Source organism: Methylosinus trichosporium OB3b (assembly GCF_002752655.1).
Lineage (GTDB): Bacteria > Pseudomonadota > Alphaproteobacteria > Rhizobiales > Beijerinckiaceae > Methylosinus > Methylosinus trichosporium.
Genome location: NZ_CP023737.1, coordinates 3,387,629 through 3,408,569 on the forward strand (window position 1 = coordinate 3,387,629; position 20,941 = coordinate 3,408,569).

Genomic DNA, 20,941 nt, shown 5'->3' on the forward strand with positions numbered 1-20,941 from the left:
GCTCTATGTCTCGCGCCCCCGCATTCTTTCGCTCGAGCGCGATCGGACGGTTCCGTTCGGTCAAAAAGCGCTCTAATTGGTGGAGCGAGAAAGGGCGGGAGCATGAGCAATCAGGACAGCAGAGGTCACGCAATCTCGGGCGCCGTCGTCGAGGCGGCCGATCCGCGCCGGGCGCGGCTCCATCATTTGATCGACAGGCATTCTCTGCAGCGGGGCGAGTTCACGCTCTCCTCCGGCCGCAAGAGCAATTATCTGTTTCAGCTCCGCCAGACGACCATGCTGCCGGAGGGCGCGCATCTTCTTGGCGACGTCATCGTCGATTTCATGAAGGCGCATGATCTTTCCTGCGTCGGCGGGCTCGCCGTCGGCGCCATTCCCATGGTCTCGGCCATTCTCGTCCTCAGCCACGCCAAGGGCGCGCCGGTCGACGCCTTTTTCGTGCGCAAGGAGGCGAAGTCGCATGGCGCGCTGGAGCGCATCGACGGCCATGTGCGCGCCGGCGCCGATGTGCTGATCGTCGACGATGTGGCGACCTCCGGCGGCTCGATCCTCAAGACGATCGAAGGTTTGCGGGCGGAGCATCCGGATTGCCGCGCGACCAAGGCGCTGGTCGTCGTCGATCGCGAGGAGGGCGCGACCGAGGCGCTGGCCGAGCAGGGCGTGGAGCTCTATGCGCTGTTCAAGCGCAGCGAGTTCGAAATTTGAGCGTCATCATTGCGAGGAGCGCAGCGACGAAGCAATAGCGAAGTCGCCCCGCTGCTCTGGATTGCTTCGCTTCGCTCGCAATGACGGCAAGCTTGGTGACGGCGGCGGGCGGATGACAAAAGGAAGGCGTCGGCATGAGCAAGACGATTCGAGCGGTTCTTCTCCTCGCGGCGCTCGCCGGCGCCACAACGGCGCCGGCGCAAACCGCCGATCCGACGGCGGGCCGGCGCCTCGCCGCCTCCCTCTGCGTCGAATGTCATCGCATCGACGCCGACACGCCGGCGAGGGATGCGGAATCGAAGGCGCCGAGCTTCGTGGAGCTCGCTCGCATGCCCTCGACCAATGAGCTGGCGATCAAAGTCTTTCTGCGCACCTCCCATGCGAAGATGCCCAATCTCATTCTGACCGCCGACGAGACCGATTCGATCGCCGCCTATATCGTCGGCCTCGCCAAGAAATAATCAGTGCAGCGAGCGCGGACGCTCCTGCGGCGGCGGCTCGGGCGCGCCGATGGCGAGCGGACTCGCCTGATGATGGACGAGCCGCCAGGCGCCGCCGGCGAAGCGGAACCAATTGGTCGCCACCAGCGCGGCGCCGCCCACCACCTCGACGCAGATCACGCGCCCCTCGGCGCCGGCGATCAGCGCGCGCTCGTTGCGGCGCACGATCGGCTCCTGCATCGGATTGCGCAGAATGTCGCGATAGGAGGCGAGCACCGCCTCGCGGCCGAACAGCGGCGGCCAGCCGGGATGAATGCAGGCGACGTCGTCCTCGCCCCAGAGGGCGCTCATGCGGTCGATGTCGCCCTCTATGAAGGCGCGATAATAAGCGGCGTTGGCCGCCAGAAGCGAGGTCTCGTCGGACATGGCCGGCAGAATGCGCCGCGTGTCGATGGAAAGCAACGGTTTCGCCGGGTCGCCTCGGCGGACCGCGGACCAGTGGCGTTCTGCAACCGATTTGACAGGACTCGAAGAGAGCGAGCCTGAAGGCTCCCGGTCCAAGCGCGATCCAAGTGCAGCCCCTGGACCGCGAGCCTTCAGGCTCGCTCTCGAAGCTCAGCAAATTCGTTGAAGCGGGCCATCAGGAGGCGGTCCGCGCCCATTCGCGCGCCGCGGGGCGGGCGGCGCCGTCGGCGGCGACCTCGACGATCGGACAGCTGTCCGCCGGCGCTCGAAAACCGTCCTCCGCTTCGTCCGGCCGGGCGATGGCGATGCAGCCGACGAGCGCGCCGCTGGTCAGGAGGCCTGCGGCGTCGAGATCGGCGAGGATCGCCCGCGGCGCGACGAGCCGCGCCGGGCCGATGGCGTCGAGATGGGCGAGGAAGCCGTCGGCGTCGAAGGGCGAGACGAAATGCAGCGGCGCGCCCGAAAGGAGCGAGGCCAGCGGGCCGGCGATGAGGCCGCCGATGGTTCCCGGCGAGCACAGAGCGACCAGAGGCGCCGCGCCGCTGACCCGCGCCTCGGCGACGAGCGCGAGGCTGCGGGCGAGCAGCGCGCTCTGCTCATAGAAGCGCGGCGCGCCGAATTGATCCAGCACGCCGATGGTCACCTTGCGCGTCGGCGGCGGCCGTTCCGCCGCTATGTCCCATGCGGGCGGAGGGGTGGGAACGCGATCGAGCGAGCCGAGACAGACGGCTCCGTCGATGGTTCCGGGACCGAGCGAGCCGATGAGGCGGATCGACGGCGCGGTCGCGGCGACGCCCAGCAGCGTCTCCTCGAGGCTCTCGCCGGCGATCGACGCCGGGCCGATCAGCGCCGCGGCCGAGACGCCGCGGGCGCCGGCGGCGAGCGCCTGCGGGGAGAGGCCGAGCGGGGCCAGCACCGGCTCAAGGCCGGCGGCGATGAGGCCGATGAGCGCGGTGAGGCTGCGCACGCTCGGGGCCGCGGCCAGCAGCACCCGCTCGCCGGGCTCGAGGTCATAGTCGCGCAGCTCGGCGCGGAAGCCGTCGACGCGGCGGTCGAGCTCGGCGTGGTCGAGCGTCTCGCCGCCGAGCGCGTCGCTGGCGGCGATGCGGCCGGGTCGCAGCTTGGCTGCGCCGGAGATCAGCGCATCGAAGCCGAACATGGTCAGCGGATGCGCGCGGGAGAGCGCCGCGGCCTGGCGGGCGGCGGGATCGGGCGATGTGGTCACGGCGCCGTCCTCCACCAGCTCTCCAAGGTCGCCCCGAACAAGGGCGAGTAGCGCGGCAACGTCTGCGGCCGCGCGAGTTTCGTCGAGTGAGCGATCCATTGCTTCGATGCGTGAAAGAGCGGCACGACGTAGAAACCGGAAAGCAGCACGCGATCATAGGCGCGCACTGCGGCGACGAAGTCTTCATGCCCGCGCGCGGAGACGAGCGCCGCTATGAGCGCGTCGATCGCCGGCGAGGAAGCTCCCGCGAGATTAAAGGAGCCTTCTTGCGCGGCGCTTGCGGAGCCCCAGCGCATGCGCTGCTCATTGCCGGGCGAGGCCGAGGCCACCCAATTGCCGATCATCACGTCGAACTCGAATTTCTGTCGCCGCCGCTGATATTGCACCTCGTCGACGAGCCGCACCGAGGCGGCGACGCCGATGCGCCGCAGCGAATCGGCGTAGAAGAGCGCGAGCCGCTCCTGATCTCGATTGGTGACCATGATCTCGAAGGCGAGCGGAACGCCGTCCTTGACCAGCGCATTGTCGACGAGCTTCCAGCCCGCTTGCGAAAGCAGCTCCAGCGCGCGCCGCGCCGGCTCGCGGTCGCGCCCGGTGCCGTCATGGACCGGCGGCGTCCAGCGGCCTTCGAGAATGTCCTCGCGCACGGCGCCGGGGAAGGGCGCGAGCAGAGCGCGCTCCGCCTCGCTGGCTGGACGGCCGGTGGAGCAGAGCTCCGATTCGTCGAAGAAGCTCTTGGTGCGGGTGTAGAGGCCGGAATAGAGATTGGCGTCGACCCATTCGAAATCGAACATCAGCCCGAGCGCCTCGCGCAGGCGGATATCGGCGAAAGGCGCGCGCCGCAGATTGAAGACGAAGCCCTCGAGCCCCTTGGGCCCCGGGCTCTTCAGGGTTTCGAGCGCGATGCGGCCGTCGCGCGCGGCCGGGACGTCATAGCCACTGGCCCAGCGCGCGGTGCTGGTCTCCTCGCGATAATCGACGAGCCCGGCCTTGAAGGCCTCGAACAGCGCATTTCCGTCGCGGAAATAATCGATGTCGATCTCGTCGAAATTATACATGCCCCGCTGCAGCGGCAGATCCTTGCCCCAATAATTCGGATCGCGCCTCAGCACGAGCCGCGCGCCGGGCTCGACCTCGGCGATCACATAGGGGCCGGAGCCGATGGGCGGCTTCAAGGAGGCGTCGGTGAAATGCTCGACGTCGGTCGCATGCGCGGGCAGCACCGGCATCAGGCCGAGGATCAGCGGCAATTCGCGATCCTTGGCGCCGGTCAGATCGAAGGTCACCGTCTGCGCGTCGGGCGCCTCGGCGCGCTTGACGAGGCCATAGGCGATGCGCTGCTGCGGCCGGCCCTTGGTCTTCAGAAGATCGAAGGAGAACAGCACATCGGCCGAGGTGAGCGGCGCGCCGTCGGAGAAATGGGCGCGCGGATCGAGGCGGAAGGTCACATGCTCGCGGGAGTCGTCGGTCTCCACCGAACGCGCGACGAGGCCGTAGAGCGTGAAGGGCTCGTCATTGGAGCGCGCCAGCAGGCTCTGGAACACATTGCCGTTGATCCCCTGCGCGGTCGAGCCGGATTTCAGATTGAAGGGATTGAGGCTGTCGAAGGCGCCGGAAAGACCGATGCGGACCTTGCCGCCCGGGATGGCGTTCGGATCGGCGTAAGGAAGATGCGCGAAATCCGGCGGCAGCGCAGGCTCGCCATGCATGGCGATTCCATGCGTCGCGGCGCGCGCCGCCGGCGCCAGGGCCGGCAAGGCGAGAAGGAGGGCGAGGAGAAGCCGCGTGCTCGAGATGGCGTCGCGAATCGCTCTCATCGTCATGTATCGACCTTTCTCGAGGTGAGCCGGAGCGGTTCCGGCGGGCGACGATTCGCAAATCTTATTGGAAAAAGCAGGGCCGAACGTGGCGATATCGCGGCGCGCCGCGCAAAGGCCGCAAAGCTCGAGCAATTCGCTGCGACGACTGGCGTTCGCCGCGTCGATTTTGTATGAGGCGTTCCGTCACTCTCTCGCCCGCCATGAGGGGCGACGACCGATGAAAGGGACGTGACGAACCCTTCTTCGAGCGAACGAGCCCACGAGCACCCACTCGAAAGGACGACTTATGTCAATTCTATTTCCGCGGCTCCTCGCCGCGGCTCTCACGGGGGCCCTCCTCGTCTCGGCGGGCGCGCAGGCGCAGCAGAAGCCAGCGCCGCGCAAGCCTGCGCCTGCCCCCGCTGCGCCGGCGCCAGCGCCTGCGTCGCCCGCGGCTCCCGCACAGCAGGCGCAGCCGCAGGCTCCTCAGGGGCCGATCAAGGCGGACCTCGTCGCTGTGCAGCCCGATTGGACCAAGGTCTGCGGCGGCGATCCGCAGTCGAAGAAGGAAGTCTGCTATACGACGCGCGACTTCGGCGCGCAGGCCGACCAGCCGCTGCTGGCGCTCGCCGTCTACGACCCCAAGGGCGAGGACACCAAGGTCGTGCGCCTGCTGCTGCCTCCGGGACTGATGCTGCGGCCGGGCTTCCGCTTCGCGGTGGACAAGGGCGCGCTCGAGGCCGGCGAGTTCGAGATCTGCTTCCCCAACGGCTGCTTTGCTCTCGCCAAGGTCAAGGCGTCGCTCGTCGACAGCATGAAGAAGGCCGAGAAGCTGACGATCATCGTCAAGAATCAGTATAATAACGAGGTCACTTTCCTGCTGCCGCTGGCCGGCTTCGGCAAGGCCTTCGATGGCCCGCCGATCGACCCCAAGGTGCTCGAGGAGCAGCAGAAGAAGCTGCAGGACGAGCTGCAGAAGAAGGCCGAGGAAGAGCGTAAGAAGCTCGAGGCGCAAAAGCCCGCGGCGCCCGCCGGCAAGTAAGCGAGAACACCGCATCCCGCATGCGCGGGTCTCGAGGCGAGCGCCCTTCTCCCGCAGGGCGGGAGAAGGTGGCCCCGCGAAGCGGGGTCGGATGAGGGTCCTCGACGATAAATCGTTTCGAACTCGAGGCGTAGCGCTGCACGACTCGGAAAACTGCATGGACCCTCATCCGACCCTCGCTAAAGCGAGGGCCACCTTCTCCCACGAGTGGGAGAAGGGACGCGCGTCGAGAGTCGGCTAATGAAGCAGTCGTTTCGCCGTGTCGCCTAAGGCCGGCCAGCTCAGTGCCGCTTGGCGGACTTCACCCGATAATACCCGTCCTCGGCGCGCTCGAAGGTCTCATCGACCTGCGGATGGCGCACCGGATCGCCCGATTCGTCGGGAACGAGGTTCTGCTCGGAGACATAGGCGACATATTCCGTCTCCGAATTCTCCGCGAACAGATGATAGAATGGCTGGTCCTTGCGCGGCCGCACTTCCTCGGGAATGGAGAGCCACCATTCCTCGGTGTTGGCGAATTCGGGGTCGACATCGTAAATCACGCCGCGAAACGGGTAGCGGCGATGCTTGACGACCTGCCCGATCGCGAATTTGGCGACACATTCTCTCGGCATGACAAACGACGCCACTCTGTACACTGTCCGGATGATGTTCGTAGCGCAGGCGTGCGCCTCCCGTCAATGTCGCGGATGTGACAGTCGGCGGCGGCGCGCTTTCGCGAGGGAGCGCGCCGGCCGATCGGCGGCGCCCTCAGAAGCCGTAGACCGCCGCATAATCCGGGTCGTTGGCGGCGACCTGCCGGGCGAGGTCGACGACCACCTTGCATTGCTTCCAGGTGGCGTCGTCCTGCATGCGGCCGTCGATCATCACCGCGCCGGCGCCGTCCGGCATCGCCTCCAGCACGCGGCGGGCGAAGGCGACCTCCGCCGGATCGGGCGAGAACACTTTCTTGGCGATGGCGATCTGCGTCGGGTGCAGCGACCAGGCGCCGGCGCAGCCGAGCAGGAAGGCGTTGCGGAACTGCGATTCACAGGCGGCCGGATCGGAGAAATCGCCGAACGGGCCGTAAAACGCCTTGATGCCCGCGGAGGCGCAGGCGTCCACCATCTTGGCGATGGTGTAATGCCACAAATCCTGCTGGAAGGTCGCGCGCGCCGCCTCGCCGGGGACGGCGTCGGCGATGACGCGATAATCGGGATGGCCGCCGCCGACGCGCGTCGTCTTCATCGCGCGCGAGGCGGCGAGATCGGCCGGGCCGAGGCTGACGCCATGCATGCGCGGGCTCGCCGCGGCGATGGCGTCGACATTCTTGACGCCCTCGGCGGTCTCGAGGATCGCATGGATCAGGATCGGCTTGGTCACGCCGTTGCGCGCTTCGAGCTGGGCGAGCAGCTGGTCGAGATAATGAATATCCCACGGCCCTTCGACCTTGGGCAGCATCACCACATCGAGCTTATTGCCGACCGCGGCGACGATCTCCATCAGATCGTCGAGGATCCAGGGCGAGTTCAGCGCGTTGATGCGGGTCCACAGGCCCGTGGAGCCGAAGTCGGTCGCCTTCGCCATCTCGATGAAGCCCTTGCGGGCGGCCTCCTTGGCGTCGGAGGGGATGGCGTCCTCGAGATTGCCGAGCACGACGTCCACCTGCTTGGCGAGCTCGGGAACCTTGGCGCGCAGCTTCTCGAGATGCGGCGGCACGAAATGGATCATGCGCTCGACCTTCACCGGCGGCTCCCGCATGGGCGCCGGCGCTCCGATGGCGAGCGGACGATAGAATTGGTTGGGGAGCTTCATGACGGTCTCTTTCGCTCGGGGGCTCGACCGCGAGCGATAGCCGCTCTTTACAGGAAAGGGAATAGGGCGCCGGCCGCGCGGGGCGGCCGGCGCTCATGCCTCGGCGTCGCCCGGCGCAGCGAGCCGCGGGTGGATAAAAACGCCGCGGTCGCGTGCGTCTGAGCGATGTGGCGCAGCGGTAAATTTTTCCTGAACGACTTAACGGTTCCTCCGGCTTTGGCCCCTATTTCCGCTTCGCGCGCCGATCCATGGCGGCGAAGGGGGTCGACATGCCGGTCGATCAAGAGCTCGAGCGCCTCCTCGCGCGGAGCCTCGAGCAGACGGACGCTCTGCTCGAGCGGAACGAAGTTACGTGGGAGACGGCGTCGCGGGGAGTCGAGGCCATCGCGCTCGACCTCGAGCGGCGCTATCCGGAACGGACGGACTGGATTCGCGCGCAGGTCGCCGATTGGCGGCGACGGCGCGCTCATTGAGAGAATATCGCGTCGAGCGAGAAAGTTTTCGATTGCCGGCCGGCTTCACCCCTGCTTTCTGACTCTGGCAGCGCCGGGAGGGGTGGGCATGATTCGCAACAAGCCGCCGAAAGAATCGCCGCTCACTCAGGCCGCCGGCGCCGAGTTCGATCGCTTGGCCGCTCTGATCGGCATGCTCGATTATCTGATCGTGGAATCACGGGAGATCGAGCCGTTGGCCGAATATTTCCTCAAAATGGCCCGCTTGTCCTTGCTCGAGGCCGAGCAGACCCGCGCCGACGTCGACGGTCGCAACTAGAACGCTTTCCATCGAAGGGAATCGTTCGATCGATTTGAGTTCGCTCAAAAGAATTCTAGAGCGCTGCGTCATCGACATTCCATTCGAGCGCAAAGGGCTTCAATTTTCTCGGGGCTTCAATTCTCTCACCAAAACCCGCGGCCGAAAAAAAGCCCGGCTGTCGCCGGGCTGGGAGGGGATGAGGCGACCCCCTGGGAGATGAGCCGCCCTATTATTATTCTCAGCTCCAAATGCAATATTGGGAATGCGTCTCTTTGACGCGAGCGGGTTGGGAGGATGGCGATGGAGGAGTTCGAAGGCGGGTTCCTGGTCAATCTGCTGATCGGTTTCGGCCTCGCTCTCGCGGTCGGATTGGTGTTCGTTTGGCTGCGCTGAGCGCGCAGCCATAGGGCTCGCTCGTTCGCGCGCGGCGGCTCCTCCCGCGCGCGGCGCGCGTCAGCTCTTCGATTTCAGCGCGCGAAGCCCCGCATTGACCGCGAGCGTCGCGACGATGGCGACCGCGACGGTCGCGATGACGACGGCCTCGCCGAGCAGCACGAAGACAACGGGATCGTCGGTTCCATAAGTGGACATGGCGTCTCTCCGATCGCCCGTGCGCATCTCATCGGCGCCGGGCTTGCCGAGAAACGTAGAGCGCGCGCGCTCGCCGTGGCGAGCCGACGCGCCGTCGCAGCGTCAAACTAACGCAGCAGTCTTTCGTTTTATTGATCTAAATCAAGAGCAATGCTGTGAGCATTCGGCGGAAGACTACGTGATAACAATGAATTTCAGTATTTGGCACAAAATGCGGAGATGTCGTCCGAGCCGCGCGTCGCTGTCGGCAATCCGCGAGATCACTGACGACTCGACCCGATGCGGAGGATCCGCAGGCTCGATATGACGCATCGTCCCCGACATGACGCATTGTCGCGATGGTCGGATGCGCGAAGAATGCGTCTCGGGATCGTCGCCGTCTCGATTGCCCGCTCGCACGGCTCCTTGACAAGCATGGGCGCCTGCAATTATGCCCACCTCGCGCCGCTACAGTGGGACGCGGCGCCGATCGGCTCGCCCGACTTTTGGCTTCGAGCGACGGACCGACGCGTGAGCGAGGTCCATCGTCGCGAGCCGGCGCGCCTCAGCCGTTCGGGTCGCTCGCATGTCGGCGACCGGCATCCACCGAGCGATTCGCGTGTGACGGCGAGACTCCGCATGTCATCAGTGATATCGTGGAGCGGCTGGTGGCCCGACCAATCTCGGGCTTGACAGGAGGAGGAAGCGTTATGGGAGCTATTCTCGAGTTGACAACCTATGCGGCGACGCCGGTCGGCATGGTCGCGATCATCGCGATCGGCGCTGCGGCTTATTTCGCCGCTCGTTGGGTCCTCAGCGACTGACGCGACGGTTTCAGTTCATGCATCTGCGCGGCGTATCGGCGACGGCCGATGCGCCGCGCCGGCTTTTCGGCCATCGTCTCTCCCGCCCGCCGAAGCTCTGACGGCGGCGCGCCACTCGCGGACATCCTCGCCCCTTCGGTCGGCAGCCGAGGCTTTCCAATCGGAATCACAATCTATATATTCGAGGCCTCGCCCTTCGGGCTCGGCGGCGGGCCGCTAGCGCTCGGCTAAGAGCGATTTCCTGCCGGCTCAGCGCTTTCTGTGGAGTGGTCCATGGCCTCGACGTCTTCGACGAAGCTCGGAGATGAAAGACCGCGAGTCGCCGGCTCTGGCGGGCTCGCCGCCCAATCGAGCGTCGACGGTCAGAGATCCGCCCTGCGACAAAAGACGGCGGACGGCCCGTCCGAAGGGGCGGATCGCAATGAGACGGTCGGCGCCTTTCCGATCGATGTGGCCATTGCGGACAAGAGCCCTCTGATCCTCGCCGGGCTCGAGTCGCTGCTCGCCGCCGACCGTCGCTTCCATCTCGTGCTGAAAGTGACGGATGGCGAGGAGTTCCTGGACGCGGCGAAGCTGCATCAGTTCCAGATCGCCATCATCGGCTGGCAATTGCCCACGCTGCACGCCCGTGAGGTTCTGCGCGCGCTCTCGCGCCAGCCTTCGGCGCCGAAGATCGTCGTCTACAGCGGCACCAATGATCCCGCCGCCCCGGCGGAGACGCTGCAGCTCGGCGGCGCCGGCTTCGTCAGCAAGCGCGCGCCGCCGGAGCGGCTGCTCGACGTGCTGGCGTCCGTGGCAGCCGGCGACATGGTGTTCCCCTTCGTCGACATTCGTAAGATGCGCTCCGATCCGCTGGAGAATCTGACGCTGCGCGAGCGCAGCCTGCTCTCGGCGCTCGGCTCCGGCCACACCAACAACCAGCTCGCCAAGGATTTCGGCGTCTCGATCAACACGATCAAATTCCATCTGCGCAATTTGTTCGAGAAGCTCGAGGTGCGCAATCGCGCCCAGGCCATCTCGCTCTTCCTCGAGATGAAGCACGGCTCCTGGTCCGCCGCCTCGCCGACGGGACGCGCCGTGGACGCGCCGGGTCCCGGCCGTTCGAAGAAGCCGCCGCGCGACTGATCAGGGCGCAGGAAACAGAGCGTCGGTCTTGCCGGTCCAATGATAGACGGCGAGGCCGATCCATTCATGCGCAGCTGTGTCGAAAAAGGCGAGCCCGTCGGCGATGTGCTTGTCGGGCCGCAGGCTCCAGCCGATGTGGCCGGTCGTGCGATAATCCACCGGAAAGGCGGTGGCCGGAAAACCGACCTGCCGAAAAATCCCCATGGCCCGCGGCATATGCGCCGCCGAGGTGACGAGGAGCCAGCGCTCGGACGACGCGGGTCGCGCCAGATCGCGCGTATAGACGGCGTTTTCCCAGGTGTTGCGTGAGCGGTTCTCGTAGAGCACGCGCTCGGGGGCGAGCCCCGCCTCGCGGAAGAAGACCGCGGCGGCGTCCGCCTCGGTAAAACGTGCTTCCGTCAGCGACGCCGAGCCGCCGGAGAAGACGAGACGCGCCTGCGGATAGCGGCGGGCGAGCTCGACGAAGGCGAGGAGGCGCTCTCCCGCCTCGTTGAAGGCGGCGCGCCCGCGCGCGGCGGTGATGTGCTCGTCCATCGCGCCGCCGAGAACGACGATTCCATCCGGCGGCGGCGCATCTTGCGGCGGCGCCGGAAAGCGATTCTCGAGCGCCGCCATCAGAGCGCCGCCGAGCGGCGTGGCCGCCATGATCAGCAATGCGGCGAGGCCGAGCGTCGCCAGACGCCGCCCGGTCTTCGCATAGCGCGTGAACAGCAAAGCGACGCCGAGGGTCATCAGAAAGACGACGGCGTTGGAGGGAGAGATGAAGAATGCGGCGATCTTCGAAAGGATGAAAAACATCGGGGCGCTCGGATGAGAGGGCGGAAAGGCGGTAGCGCGCGGGAGGCGCGCTCGTCAATCGGCGGAGGCGCGCGCGGTCGCAGACGCCTGCCTCAGCCGAGCGCTTCGATCGTCGCGACGAGATGGTCGAGATCCTGGCGTCGCGACAATCGGTGATCGCCGTCGACGATCAACGACAGGCTCACCGGATCGGCGGGGAGACGTTCGACGAGCCGCAGCGCATGGGCGTAAGGGACGTCCTCGTCCTGCATGCCCTGCAGAATGGTCACGGGCGCATGAGTGCGGATCAATCCGCCGAGCAGAAGATGCGCGCGCCCCTCCTCGACGAGCCGCCTCGTGATCGGCGTCGGATGCGGCGCATAGCGCGAGGGCCGCGGCCAGACGCCCTGCTGGAGGATGGCGCGGCGCGCCTCCGCGTCGGCGGAGGCCCACAGCAGCTCCTCGGTGAAATCGACGGCGGGGGCGATCAGCACGAGCGCGTGCGGCCGCCGCCCGGTCGCCGCCAGCCTCTGCGTCAGCAGCAGGGCGATCCAGCCGCCCATGGAGGTTCCGACGAGGATTTGCGGACCTTCGGTCGCGGCGTCGAAGGCGGCGAGGCTGTCCTCCAGCCAGTCGCCGATGGCTCCGTCCTCGAAGCGCCCGCCCGATTCGCCATGGCCCGAATAATCGAAGCGCAGCAGAGCGCGGCCTTCCCGCTGCGCCCATTCGTCTAGAAAGGAGGCCTTGGAGCCGCGCATGTCGGAGGCGAAGCCGCCGAGAAAGACGATTCCCGGCCGCAGCGCCCCGGCGCCGCGCGGCAGGCGCCGCCGAAATGCGATGCTGCGGCGCGGCGTCCCCCCGGCCGGAGCGACCTCCACGAAGCGCAGCTCGTCCTTCGCGCCCTCCACGTGAGACTCCTCTCGATCCTGCGCCGTGAAACCGCCGCGGGCCATACTCTCGGCTCAATTCTCGGTCGAAGACGAGGGGAGGCCCGCCTTCCTCGCACCGACGTTCTCGTTTATCCAGCTCGGACGCCCCATGCTACAGGATATCGCCGCCTTCCCCTCGAGCAGCCGCTTGCTCGCCGGACGCACCGTGCTGCAGATCGTCCCCGATCTGCAATCGGGCGGGGCCGAGCGCGCCGCGACCGATGTCGCGCAGGCGCTGCACGAGGCTGGGGCGCGCGCGCTCGTCGCCACCACTGGGGGGCGGATGGTCAGCGAGCTGCAGGCCAAGGGCGGCGTCTGGCTGCCCTTTCCCGCGGCGACCAAAAACCCCGTCGCCATGGCGCTCAATTCCCTGCGCCTCGCCCGCATTCTGCGCGAGGAGCGCGTCGACATCGTCCACGCCCGCTCGCGCGCCTGCGCCTGGGTGGCCTGTTATGCGGCGCGGCGGGCCGGCGCGCGCTTCGTGACCACCTATCACAGCGTCTATGGCGGCTCCTCGGCGATCAAGCAGCGCTATAATTCGATCATGGCGGCGGGCGATGCGGTGATCGCCAATTCGCAATTCACCGCCCGGCATATCGCCGCGCTCTATCCGGAGGCGGCGGAGCGCCTCGTCGTCATCGCCCGCGGCGTCGATCTGCGCGCCTTCTCGCCCAATGCGGTCGAGCCCGCCCGCGTCGAGCGGGCGCGCGCGGCCTGGGGCGTCGCGCCGCACCATCGGGTCGTGCTGCTGCCGGCGCGGCTCGCCGCGCGCAAGGGCCATCTCGTGCTGATCGAGGCCGCCGCGCGCCTCGTCGCCGAGGGCCTCGCCGATGTGCGCTTCGTCTGCGTCGGCGACGCGCCCAACCCCGGCTTCCGGGCCAGCGTCGCGGCCGAGATCGCCCGCGCCGGCCTCGCCGGTCTGGTGCTGACGCCGGGCTATTGCGCCGACATGCCGGCCGCCTATCTCGCCGCCGCCGTCGCCGTGGCGCCTTCGATCACGCCCGAGGCGTTCGGCCGCGTGGCCGTCGAGGCGCAGGCGCTCGGCGCGCCGGTCGTCGTTTCCGATTGCGGGGCCGCGGTCGAGACGGTGCTGGCGCCGCCTCAGGCGCCGGCGGCCGAGGCCACGGGCTGGCGCGTCGCGCCCGGCGACGCCGCGGCGCTGGCGCTGGCGATCCGCGCCGCGCTCGAGCTGCGGCCCTCGGAGCGCGACGCTCTGACGGCGCGCGCGCGGCGCCATGTGCAGGCGCATTTTTCCATCGACCGCATGTGCGCCGCGACGCTCGAGGTCTATGAGCGACTCATCGCCTGACGGGCGCTGAGCGCGCCATCCTCGGCCGCAACCATTTTCGGCAACCATTTTCGGGTTGACAGCGGCGGGGCAATTTCCGCATATGCGCCCTGCTCGTCCGCCCGGTTTCGACGGGGCGCGCGGCGCTGGGGGAATGTCCCGAGCGGCAAAGGGGGCGGACTGTAAATCCGCTGGCTATGCCTTCGTAGGTTCGAGTCCTACTTCCCCCACCATTCGCGGACGCGAAATCGGTCTCGGCCGCTCAGCTGGTTCAGCCGTCCCTCCTTCCTGCCGTGACGAATGAAATGCAGCAGCGGGGGCCCCGAAACTGCAGAACATCGGTGTTCTTGCGCAGATAGAACGTCTCGTCGAAGCCGAGCCGCTTCAGCCGCGCGATCTCCAGACGTTCGAACAGATTCACGATCGGATAGAAGCGGCTGGCAAGGCGAAGGCCGTCAGCGGACCGGGGCGCGTGAGCCGCTCCACAAGAAGGCGAAGCGGATCGGCGATCGCCTCGAGCCTCGAGGCGTCGTAAATTTGGTCCCGCAGACGATGATTGGAGATTTGCGCGACGCCGGCCAGCGCGCGGAGTTTTCGGCGGCGCGTCAAATGAGTGGTCAGGACGGCTGGAGCTTGGAGAAGGCGATGGCGCCGTAGGAGCCCGGTTGTTGAAGGCGAAGGCGATTTTTTCCCGGCTATTCGCGTCGCTCCAGAGATAATCTATGTGCAGGCTCTGCGACGCGCAGATGCTTCTGCTTCCCGACATTCCCCGCCGCTCTCGCGATGCCCGAGCTTTTCGCCGGGACTATCGGCGCGGCGCGCCTTGGCGAGCGCGCGCCGCGCGGGGCAGGACGCCGATGCGGCTCGGCGTCCTGCCGGATCGCCGGTCAGAAGGTGGTCTTCGCGCTGAGATAGAAGCTGCGGCCGGGCTCGGGGAAGCCGTCGGTCAGCGTGTAGGCCGTGTCGAACAAATTGCGCACGCCGGCGGTGAGCTTCAGATTCTCGTGGACCTGATAATCCGCCTGCATGTGGGTGAGGAAATAGGCGCCGGTCCGGTAATAGAGCGATCCGCTGGTGTTCGAGGTCCAGCGATTGCTGGCCATCTCGATATTGGGCGACAGAGTGAGCTCGGCGATCGGCCGATAGGCGGCGAAGAGGAACATTTTGGCGTCCGGCACGCCGATCGGCTGGAAATTGGCGATATAGGGCGCGTTCACGCGGCGGCGCATCAGAGTGAGATTGCCGCCGAGCGAGAAATTCTCCGCCGGCGCGTAATCGACCGTGATCTCGCCGCCCCAGAAGCGGCCGTCGCCGACATTCTGGCTCTGCGTGACGCCAGCGCCGAATTGGGGAACCGGGACGCTCTGAATGAGATCGCTGACGATGCTGTGAAACACGTCGATGGCGACGCGGCCGCCCGGCGCGAACTCGCTCGACCAGCCGAGATCGAAATTGACGGCGCGCTCCGGCCGCAGCGACGGATTGGAGGTGGCGCCGCCGAAACGCGTGCTGAAGCGCTCGAACAGAGTGGGAAAGCGGGCGCGGTCGGAGACGTTGAAATAGACCTTGTCCGTGTCGTTGTAGCGCCAGATCGCCGCGCCCTGATAATTGGGCGCCGTCATGTCGCGCAGCGGATAGTTCAGCACGCCGGAGCCGACCACATAATCCTCCGCCTTGCGCAGATGGCGCCAGTCATAGGCGAAGCCCTGCACGAGATCGATGTCCTTGGTCGGATGGAAGGTGTTCTCGATCGCCAGTGAATACGTGTCCTCCTGCGCATAGACGGTCGGCTGGGTGAAGCAGACGACATTGGTCGCGCAGCCGGCCGAGCCGCCGGAGGCGTTCACGCCATAATATTCCTGCCAGGCGCCATGCTCGTCGAAGCGATAATGTCCGGCGAGCTTCAGCGTGTCGACGCCCTCGATGTCGGCGCCGGCCTCGACATCGGCGCCGAGCGCATAATCGGCGTAATAGCTGCGGAACGCTTTCTGCGTTCGCTGAATCGTCAGGTCGGCGTCGTTGTAGGAGAACAGGCCATTGTCGAACTTGCTCCAATAGGCCTTGGTCTTCAGATAGAAATCGTCGCCGAGCTTGGTGTTGGACAGGAAATAGAGATTCTGCACGCGCCAATAGGGCCAGCTCCAGTATTTCTGGCTGGCGACCGGATCGGTGATATGGAGCGGCGCGCTCTTCTTGCCATCCTGCCGAACGAAGCTGAGCGAATATTCATCGGTGGCGTTGGGCGTGTAGCCGGCCTTGGCGTTCACGTTCCAATCATAGGCGCCCGAATTGGCGCGTTGACCCGCGCCCTGATTGGCGGTCGGCGTGAAGCTCTCCGGCAGCATCCATCCACGCAGGTCGCGCCAGGCGCCGCTCACCTGGAGATAGTAATTCTCCTGCTTCGTTCCGATGAGCCCATAGGTCTTGATCCCCTCATAGGTTCCGTCGCGGCCGAATTCGAGGCCGGTGCGCATTTCGCCCTCGATCTCGCGGGTCGGCTTGCGCGAGACGAGATTGATCTGTCCGCCCATGCCGCCGGGGCCGTCGAGCACCGAGACATAGCCCTTGGCGATCTGCACGGAGGCGATGTCGGGCGTCAGGAAGCGCGCGAAATCGAGCCTGTTGTCGGCGGGCAGATAGACGCGCACGCCGTCGATGGTGAGCGGAACCTGCCAGCGATCGAAGCCGCGCACATAAATGTTCTGCTCATTGCGCGAGCCGCCGGTCGTGTTGCTGTTCACGCCTGGAGCGAGATTGATCGCGCGATCGAGCGAGTCGCGCTGATAGGTTTCGATCTGCCGATTGCTCAGCACAGAGCCGCCGAAGGAATCGGTCGTTTGCCGCGGCGCCGGGCCGTCGTCCTTTTTCTGCGGCGTCTTCTTTTCCGGCGTGCTCATGCGCTGCGCGCCGACATGGATCTCGCCGAGATCGAAAGGCTGCGGCTGATCCATGGCGAAGGCGCTCGCCGTCATGGCGCTCGCAGTCATGGCGGCGACGCTCGCAGCGGCGAAGGTGAAGATAAGAGTGGCGTCGTGCTTCATCATCCAATCCCCCGATTGGTTGCAAGGGCTGTCAAAGAGAGTCGAGGAAGGCGAGCAGCGCTTCCCGTTCGGCGCGGGGCAGAGCGCGAAAGCGCCCTTGCGCGTCCTCCGCCTCGCCGCCATGCCAGAGGATCGCCTCGGCCGTCGTGGCGGCGCGTCCGTCGTGCAGCAGGCCTGTCGTGGCGAAGCGCCCGGCGAGGCCGAGGCCCCAGAGCGGCGGCGTGCGCCAGTCGCGCGGGCCGGCCTCGAAATCGGCGCGGCCGTCGGCGAGGCCTTCGCCCATGTCGTGCAGCAGCAGGTCGGTATAGGGATGGATCTCCGCGCCGCTCAGCGCCGGCGCAAAATCCACGGCGCCGAGCCGCAGCGTCTCGCGGTGGCAGGATGAGCAGCCGAGCGCCGCGAACAAAGTCGCGCCGCGCCGCACGCGCGCATCATCGGTCTGGCGTCGCGCCGGAACGGCGAGGCCGCGAACATAGTCGAGCACGGCGCCGAGCTGCTTCGGGGAGAGCTCGGCGCCCGCGCCGGCCGCCGCGCGGCAGGCGAGCTGCGCGGGCGCGCAGCCGGCCTCCGGGAACAGCGCCGAGGCGACGCCGATGTCCTCGGCGAAGGCGGCGGCGATCTGCTGACGGAGAGTCGGCTGATTGGCCTTGAGGCCGAAGCGGCCGAGCCTGATGCGGCCGGCCGCCATGTCATAGACATGGTTGGGCCGGCCGCCGCCCGGGCCCGCCGCATGGGAGATGATTTCGTCGTCCGGAACGGCCTCGAGCAGGCCGAGGCCGAAGACCGGAGGCGCATTGCGCAGCGACATCCGCGTCTCCGGACCGATCGGCCCATAGGCGAGATCGCGAAAGGAGAGGCGGGGGCGGCGCATGGTGACGATCTCGCCGTCGTCGAGACGCGTCGCGAAGGCGTCGAAGGCGAGAATGGCGCGGCCTTCGCCCGGAACGCCGGGTATTCCCTCCGGATTGAGCTGCGCCCCATAGATCGGATGCGAGAGCGGCCCGCCCTCGGCGTCGCGTCCCTCGACGCCGAGGCGCAGGACCATGGCGCGCGCGACGCCATTCTCCGCGTCGGGCGTCGGGCCGCGGCCGTTCTTCACATGGCAGGCGATGCAGGAGAGCCGGTTGTAGAGCGGTCCGAGGCCGGTCAGTTCGGACGGCTCGGCCGATGGGCCGATGATCCAGGCGCGGCGGAACAGGCTGTTTCCCACGCGGAAGGCGCTCTCGAGCGTCTCGTCGAGGCCGGGGAGGGGCCGAGAGAAGATTTCGCCGTCGATCTGCGGCGTTTCGTATGGCGCGCCGGCCGTGAGCAGGATGAGCGCGGCCGCCGCGAGAAGGAGTCTCACAGCCGCGCGTCGAGCGAGGCGAGCAGCCGCGTCGCTTCCGCCCGCGCGGCGCCGATTTCGGCGCGCCAGCGCCCCGCGAGATCGGGGTCTTTGACGTCGCGTCCGCTGAAACGGTCGAGCAGCGTCGGCTCCGACGCTTCGGCGGCGGAAACCGGAACGAAGCCGGCGAGCTTGCGCGCTTCGGCGACGATCGCGGCGCCCCCGGCGGCGGGCGCGGCGGCGAGCCGCGCCTCGGCCGCATGGAGCGCGCGCCAGAAAGCGACGGTCTCCGCATGGCGCTCGGCGATGGAAAGATCGAACAGAACGCTGATGAGGCCGGGACGTCGCCGCCCGATCTCGGCGTCATAGCTGAAGAAGGAGCCCTCGGGCAGAGCGAAAGGATCGACGATCCGCACGGCCTTGCCGGCATAGGCGTCCGGCCGCGCCGGATGACGGCTGCTGTCGGCCTCCATCAACAGCTTCTGGCCCTTGGTCGAGAGCGCGAAATCGACGAAGGCGCGCGCCGCCTCGGGACGGCGCGTCGCCGCTGTGACCGCGATATGGCCGGGCAGAAAGGCTGTGCGCTCGGGATAGGCGAAGCCGACGCCCGCGCCATTGGCCTGCGCGCCCAGCGCCAGGAAGTCGATGGTGAGGCCGAGCGCGGCGCGCCCCTCCTTCACCGCGCCGGTGGGGCCGGGGCCGGAGCCCGAAAGCTGCGCGCCGCCGGCGATCTCGCAGAGCAGCGCCCAGCCGCGCTCCCAGCCTTCGGCCTGAAGGATGATGTCGTAGAGCGCCGGCGAGAAGCCGACCTTGCCGGCGAGCGGCATGGCGATGCGGCCGGCGAGGGCCGGCGCGGCGAGATCGCTCCAGCGCTTCGGGACCGCGGCGCCGAGCGCCGCGAGCGCCGCCGGATCATAGACGATCCCATAGCCCGCGAGGTCGTAGGCTTCGAACATGCCCTTCGGATCGGAAATCGGCTGGGCGCCGAGACGGCCCGGCAGAGCGGCGCGATCGACCGCCAGCGGGCGGAAGGCGCCGCTGTCCCGCAATATAGGAAAATTGCTGAGCGAAGGCGCCCAACACACGTCGACGCCGCCCTGATCCGGCTGGCTCAGCAGAGCGAGCGCGTCGCGCGACTGCTTCCAGACGAATTGGACATGCAGATCCGGATGCGCCTTTTCGAACTCGGCCTCGTAACGTGTCGTCAGCTCTTCGGGAAAGCTGGTGACGACCACCAGCGCGTCGCCCGCGGCGCGCGCCGGGCGGGAGACGAGAGCGGCCCCGAGGGCCGCAGGCAGTCCGGCGAGCAGGGCGCGGCGGCTGGGGCGGAGGGATTTCGCTATGTGTTCGAAGTGCATAACGAAAACATAAAGCCGCCATCGTCGCCCTGTCAATCGACAGGGGCGCCGAAAGTGGCGGCGATCTGCTCGAGATCAGTCGACGGCGAGAATCACATCCGAGGGCTTGAATGTGGCGACGATCTTGTCGCCCTCGGCGATGGAGAGGTCTTCCGCGGTCTGGCGCGGGACGACGCAGCTCATCGTCTTGCCGGAGCCGATGTCGACGAGCACCTCGCTGTTGCGCTCGGCGTCGATGCGCCGACGCACGACGCCGGCGAAGCGGTTGCGCGCGCCGCTCGGCGGCGGCTCGGCCCCCGCGAGATCCGCGGGCGCGAGGCCGACGAAGGAGGATTTGATCAGCGCCAGCGCCTTGCGCCCGGGCGCGAGGCCGAGCTCGTCGGCGGCGTCATTGGTCACGACGGAGAGAATATAGGTCTCCGGCGACACGCGCAGCGTGACCTCGACGTCGACCGGCCAGCGCTTGACCTGCACCACCTCGGTTTGAAAGATGTTCCGGGCTGAAATCTTGAGGCCGACGCTCCACAGCAGAAAATCGTCCTGATCCTCGAGCCCCTCCTCGGCGATCAGCGAGGAGATGCGCGAGAGCCGCTCCTCGAGCCGGTGGAAGGTGGCGATGAGCCGGCGCCCCTCCGCCGTCACCTCGGCGCCGCCGCCCGAGCGGCCGCCGGCCTTGGTGACGAAGGCCGGGCTCGGCAGAAGATTGTTGATGGAGTTCACCGCGTCCCAGGCGGTCTTGTAGCTGAAGCCGACCGCCTTGGCCGCCTTGGTGATGCTGCCATGCTCGGCGACGGCCTCCAGCAGCTTGATGCGATCGCGCCCCACCAGAAAGCGCCCTTCGCGGCGCAGCGCCAACAAAGCGTCGATCTTGTTCTCGGTCATGCCATTTCTCTTCCGCTCGGGCGCCCGGAGACTATACTCCGGCGCGACGCCGCATCAAAATCCGCGCCGCGCGGATTTTCCTTGACCGCGCGCGCGCCTTCGGATCGAACCGGCGCATGACCAAGACGCACAAAGGCCCCGAATTGCTCGGGCGCAAGGCCGCGCTGCCGGCCTCGCCGGACGAGGCCGAGCTCGACCTCGTCGCCAATCCGCATCCTTCGGAGACCTATCTCGTGCGCTTCGTCGCGCCCGAGTTCACCTCGCTCTGCCCGGTCACCGGGCAGCCGGATTTCGCGCATATCGTCATCGACTATGCGCCGGCGGAATGGCTCGTCGAGTCCAAATCCTTGAAGCTCTATCTTAGCAGCTACCGTAACCACGGGGCCTTTCACGAGGATTGCACCTTGCGCATCGCCAAGGACCTCGTCGCGGCGCTCGCGCCGCGCTGGCTGCGCATCGGCGGCTATTGGTATCCGCGCGGCGGCATTCCGATCGACGTGTTCTGGCAGACCGGCGCTCCGCCGCAAGGATTGTGGCTGCCGGACCAGGGCGTGCCGTCCTATCGCGGCCGCGGCTGAGGCGCGCCGGGCGTCGGAAGGG

21 protein-coding genes and 1 tRNA gene are annotated in these 20,941 nt (G+C 67.3%); 9 read left to right on the forward strand and 13 right to left on the reverse strand.

Annotated features, from left to right (window positions below):
• Positions 1-102: 102 nt before the first annotated feature.
• Together pyrE and CQW49_RS16220 are read left to right on the forward strand one after the other, a co-directional pair.
• Positions 103-705, forward strand: a complete 603-nt coding sequence (gene pyrE, locus CQW49_RS16215) for an orotate phosphoribosyltransferase (RefSeq protein ID WP_003611665.1) — start codon at positions 103-105, stop codon at positions 703-705.
• Between the two features lie 134 nt (positions 706-839).
• Positions 840-1,166 (forward strand): c-type cytochrome, encoded by a 327-nt coding sequence (locus CQW49_RS16220; RefSeq protein ID WP_003611664.1) that lies wholly within the window; start codon positions 840-842, stop codon positions 1,164-1,166.
• Here the strand turns inward: CQW49_RS16220 and CQW49_RS16225 are convergent, their stop codons facing one another.
• The 3 genes from CQW49_RS16225 to CQW49_RS16235 form a co-directional block, all read right to left on the reverse strand.
• Positions 1,167-1,607: a nuclear transport factor 2 family protein gene (locus CQW49_RS16225; RefSeq protein WP_338065182.1), complete on the reverse strand. Its 441-nt coding sequence runs from the start codon at positions 1,605-1,607 to the stop codon at positions 1,167-1,169.
• Between the two features lie 178 nt (positions 1,608-1,785).
• Positions 1,786-2,835 carry an AMP-binding protein gene (locus CQW49_RS16230; protein ID WP_003611660.1) on the reverse strand — a complete coding sequence of 350 codons (1,050 nt, stop codon included), beginning with the start codon at positions 2,833-2,835 and terminating at the stop codon, positions 1,786-1,788.
• Positions 2,832-4,658, reverse strand: coding sequence for an extracellular solute-binding protein (locus CQW49_RS16235; protein WP_003611658.1), 1,827 nt, complete (start codon positions 4,656-4,658; stop codon positions 2,832-2,834). The genes CQW49_RS16230 and CQW49_RS16235 overlap by 4 nt, the downstream gene beginning before the upstream one ends.
• A gap of 283 nt (positions 4,659-4,941) precedes the next feature.
• Here CQW49_RS16235 and CQW49_RS16240 point away from each other — a divergent pair, with 283 nt between their 5' ends.
• Positions 4,942-5,676 carry an invasion associated locus B family protein gene (locus CQW49_RS16240; protein WP_003611657.1) on the forward strand — a complete coding sequence of 245 codons (735 nt, stop codon included), beginning with the start codon at positions 4,942-4,944 and terminating at the stop codon, positions 5,674-5,676.
• A gap of 281 nt (positions 5,677-5,957) precedes the next feature.
• On the opposite strand, the gene hspQ is transcribed toward CQW49_RS16240, so the two are convergent.
• The gene (gene hspQ, locus CQW49_RS16245) at positions 5,958-6,290 is read right to left on the reverse strand and encodes a heat shock protein HspQ (RefSeq protein ID WP_003611655.1); all 333 of its coding nucleotides are present in this window, start codon (positions 6,288-6,290) and stop codon (positions 5,958-5,960) included.
• A gap of 136 nt (positions 6,291-6,426) precedes the next feature.
• Positions 6,427-7,470, reverse strand: coding sequence for an HpcH/HpaI aldolase/citrate lyase family protein (locus CQW49_RS16250; protein ID WP_003611653.1), 1,044 nt, complete (start codon positions 7,468-7,470; stop codon positions 6,427-6,429).
• 248 nt (positions 7,471-7,718) lie between these two features.
• On the opposite strand from CQW49_RS16250, the gene CQW49_RS16255 reads away from it, so the two are divergent.
• Both CQW49_RS16255 and CQW49_RS16260 read left to right on the forward strand, forming a co-directional pair.
• On the forward strand, positions 7,719-7,943 hold the full coding sequence (locus CQW49_RS16255) for a hypothetical protein (RefSeq protein WP_024749591.1): 225 nt from the start codon (positions 7,719-7,721) through the stop codon (positions 7,941-7,943).
• An 88-nt stretch (positions 7,944-8,031) separates the two neighbouring features.
• The gene (locus tag CQW49_RS16260) at positions 8,032-8,241 is read left to right on the forward strand and encodes a hypothetical protein (protein ID WP_003611648.1); all 210 of its coding nucleotides are present in this window, start codon (positions 8,032-8,034) and stop codon (positions 8,239-8,241) included.
• Positions 8,242-8,676: 435 nt separating this feature from the next.
• Here the strand turns inward: CQW49_RS16260 and CQW49_RS25170 are convergent, their stop codons facing one another.
• Positions 8,677-8,814, reverse strand: coding sequence for a hypothetical protein (locus tag CQW49_RS25170; protein ID WP_003611644.1), 138 nt, complete (start codon positions 8,812-8,814; stop codon positions 8,677-8,679).
• A gap of 1,076 nt (positions 8,815-9,890) precedes the next feature.
• Here CQW49_RS25170 and CQW49_RS16270 point away from each other — a divergent pair.
• Positions 9,891-10,742 (forward strand): response regulator transcription factor, encoded by an 852-nt coding sequence (locus CQW49_RS16270; protein WP_003611640.1) that lies wholly within the window; start codon positions 9,891-9,893, stop codon positions 10,740-10,742.
• On the opposite strand, the gene CQW49_RS16275 is transcribed toward CQW49_RS16270, so the two are convergent.
• Together CQW49_RS16275 and CQW49_RS16280 are read right to left on the reverse strand one after the other, a co-directional pair.
• Entirely contained in the window at positions 10,743-11,540 is a 798-nt protein-coding gene (locus tag CQW49_RS16275) for a YdcF family protein (RefSeq protein WP_003611637.1), read from the reverse strand.
• Positions 11,541-11,632: 92 nt separating this feature from the next.
• Positions 11,633-12,427 (reverse strand): alpha/beta hydrolase, encoded by a 795-nt coding sequence (locus tag CQW49_RS16280; RefSeq protein WP_003611636.1) that lies wholly within the window; start codon positions 12,425-12,427, stop codon positions 11,633-11,635.
• A 130-nt stretch (positions 12,428-12,557) separates the two neighbouring features.
• Here CQW49_RS16280 and CQW49_RS16285 point away from each other — a divergent pair, with 130 nt between their 5' ends.
• Positions 12,558-13,757, forward strand: coding sequence for a glycosyltransferase family 4 protein (locus CQW49_RS16285; protein WP_040566397.1), 1,200 nt, complete (start codon positions 12,558-12,560; stop codon positions 13,755-13,757).
• Positions 13,758-13,884: 127 nt separating this feature from the next.
• Positions 13,885-13,969: transfer RNA gene (locus CQW49_RS16290), tRNA-Tyr, on the forward strand.
• 38 nt (positions 13,970-14,007) lie between these two features.
• Here CQW49_RS16290 and CQW49_RS24700 read toward each other — a convergent pair.
• The 5 genes from CQW49_RS24700 to CQW49_RS16315 form a co-directional block, all read right to left on the reverse strand.
• On the reverse strand, positions 14,008-14,157 hold the full coding sequence (locus CQW49_RS24700; RefSeq protein ID WP_155931254.1) for a hypothetical protein: 150 nt from the start codon (positions 14,155-14,157) through the stop codon (positions 14,008-14,010).
• A gap of 466 nt (positions 14,158-14,623) precedes the next feature.
• A complete protein-coding gene (locus CQW49_RS16300; RefSeq protein WP_003613909.1) occupies positions 14,624-16,777 on the reverse strand; it encodes a TonB-dependent receptor in 2,154 nt (717 codons plus the stop codon).
• A 31-nt stretch (positions 16,778-16,808) separates the two neighbouring features.
• Positions 16,809-18,122, reverse strand: a complete 1,314-nt coding sequence (locus CQW49_RS16305; RefSeq protein ID WP_003613908.1) for a di-heme oxidoreductase family protein — start codon at positions 18,120-18,122, stop codon at positions 16,809-16,811.
• Positions 18,119-19,459, reverse strand: coding sequence for an ABC transporter substrate-binding protein (locus CQW49_RS16310; protein ID WP_003613907.1), 1,341 nt, complete (start codon positions 19,457-19,459; stop codon positions 18,119-18,121). Before CQW49_RS16310 ends, CQW49_RS16305 begins: the two co-directional genes overlap by 4 nt.
• Positions 19,460-19,534: 75 nt before the next feature.
• Positions 19,535-20,341, reverse strand: coding sequence for a TOBE domain-containing protein (locus CQW49_RS16315; protein WP_003613904.1), 807 nt, complete (start codon positions 20,339-20,341; stop codon positions 19,535-19,537).
• A gap of 116 nt (positions 20,342-20,457) precedes the next feature.
• Here CQW49_RS16315 and queF point away from each other — a divergent pair, with 116 nt between their 5' ends.
• Entirely contained in the window at positions 20,458-20,919 is a 462-nt protein-coding gene (gene queF / locus CQW49_RS16320; RefSeq protein WP_003613903.1) for a preQ(1) synthase, read from the forward strand.
• Positions 20,920-20,941 lie beyond the last annotated feature (22 nt).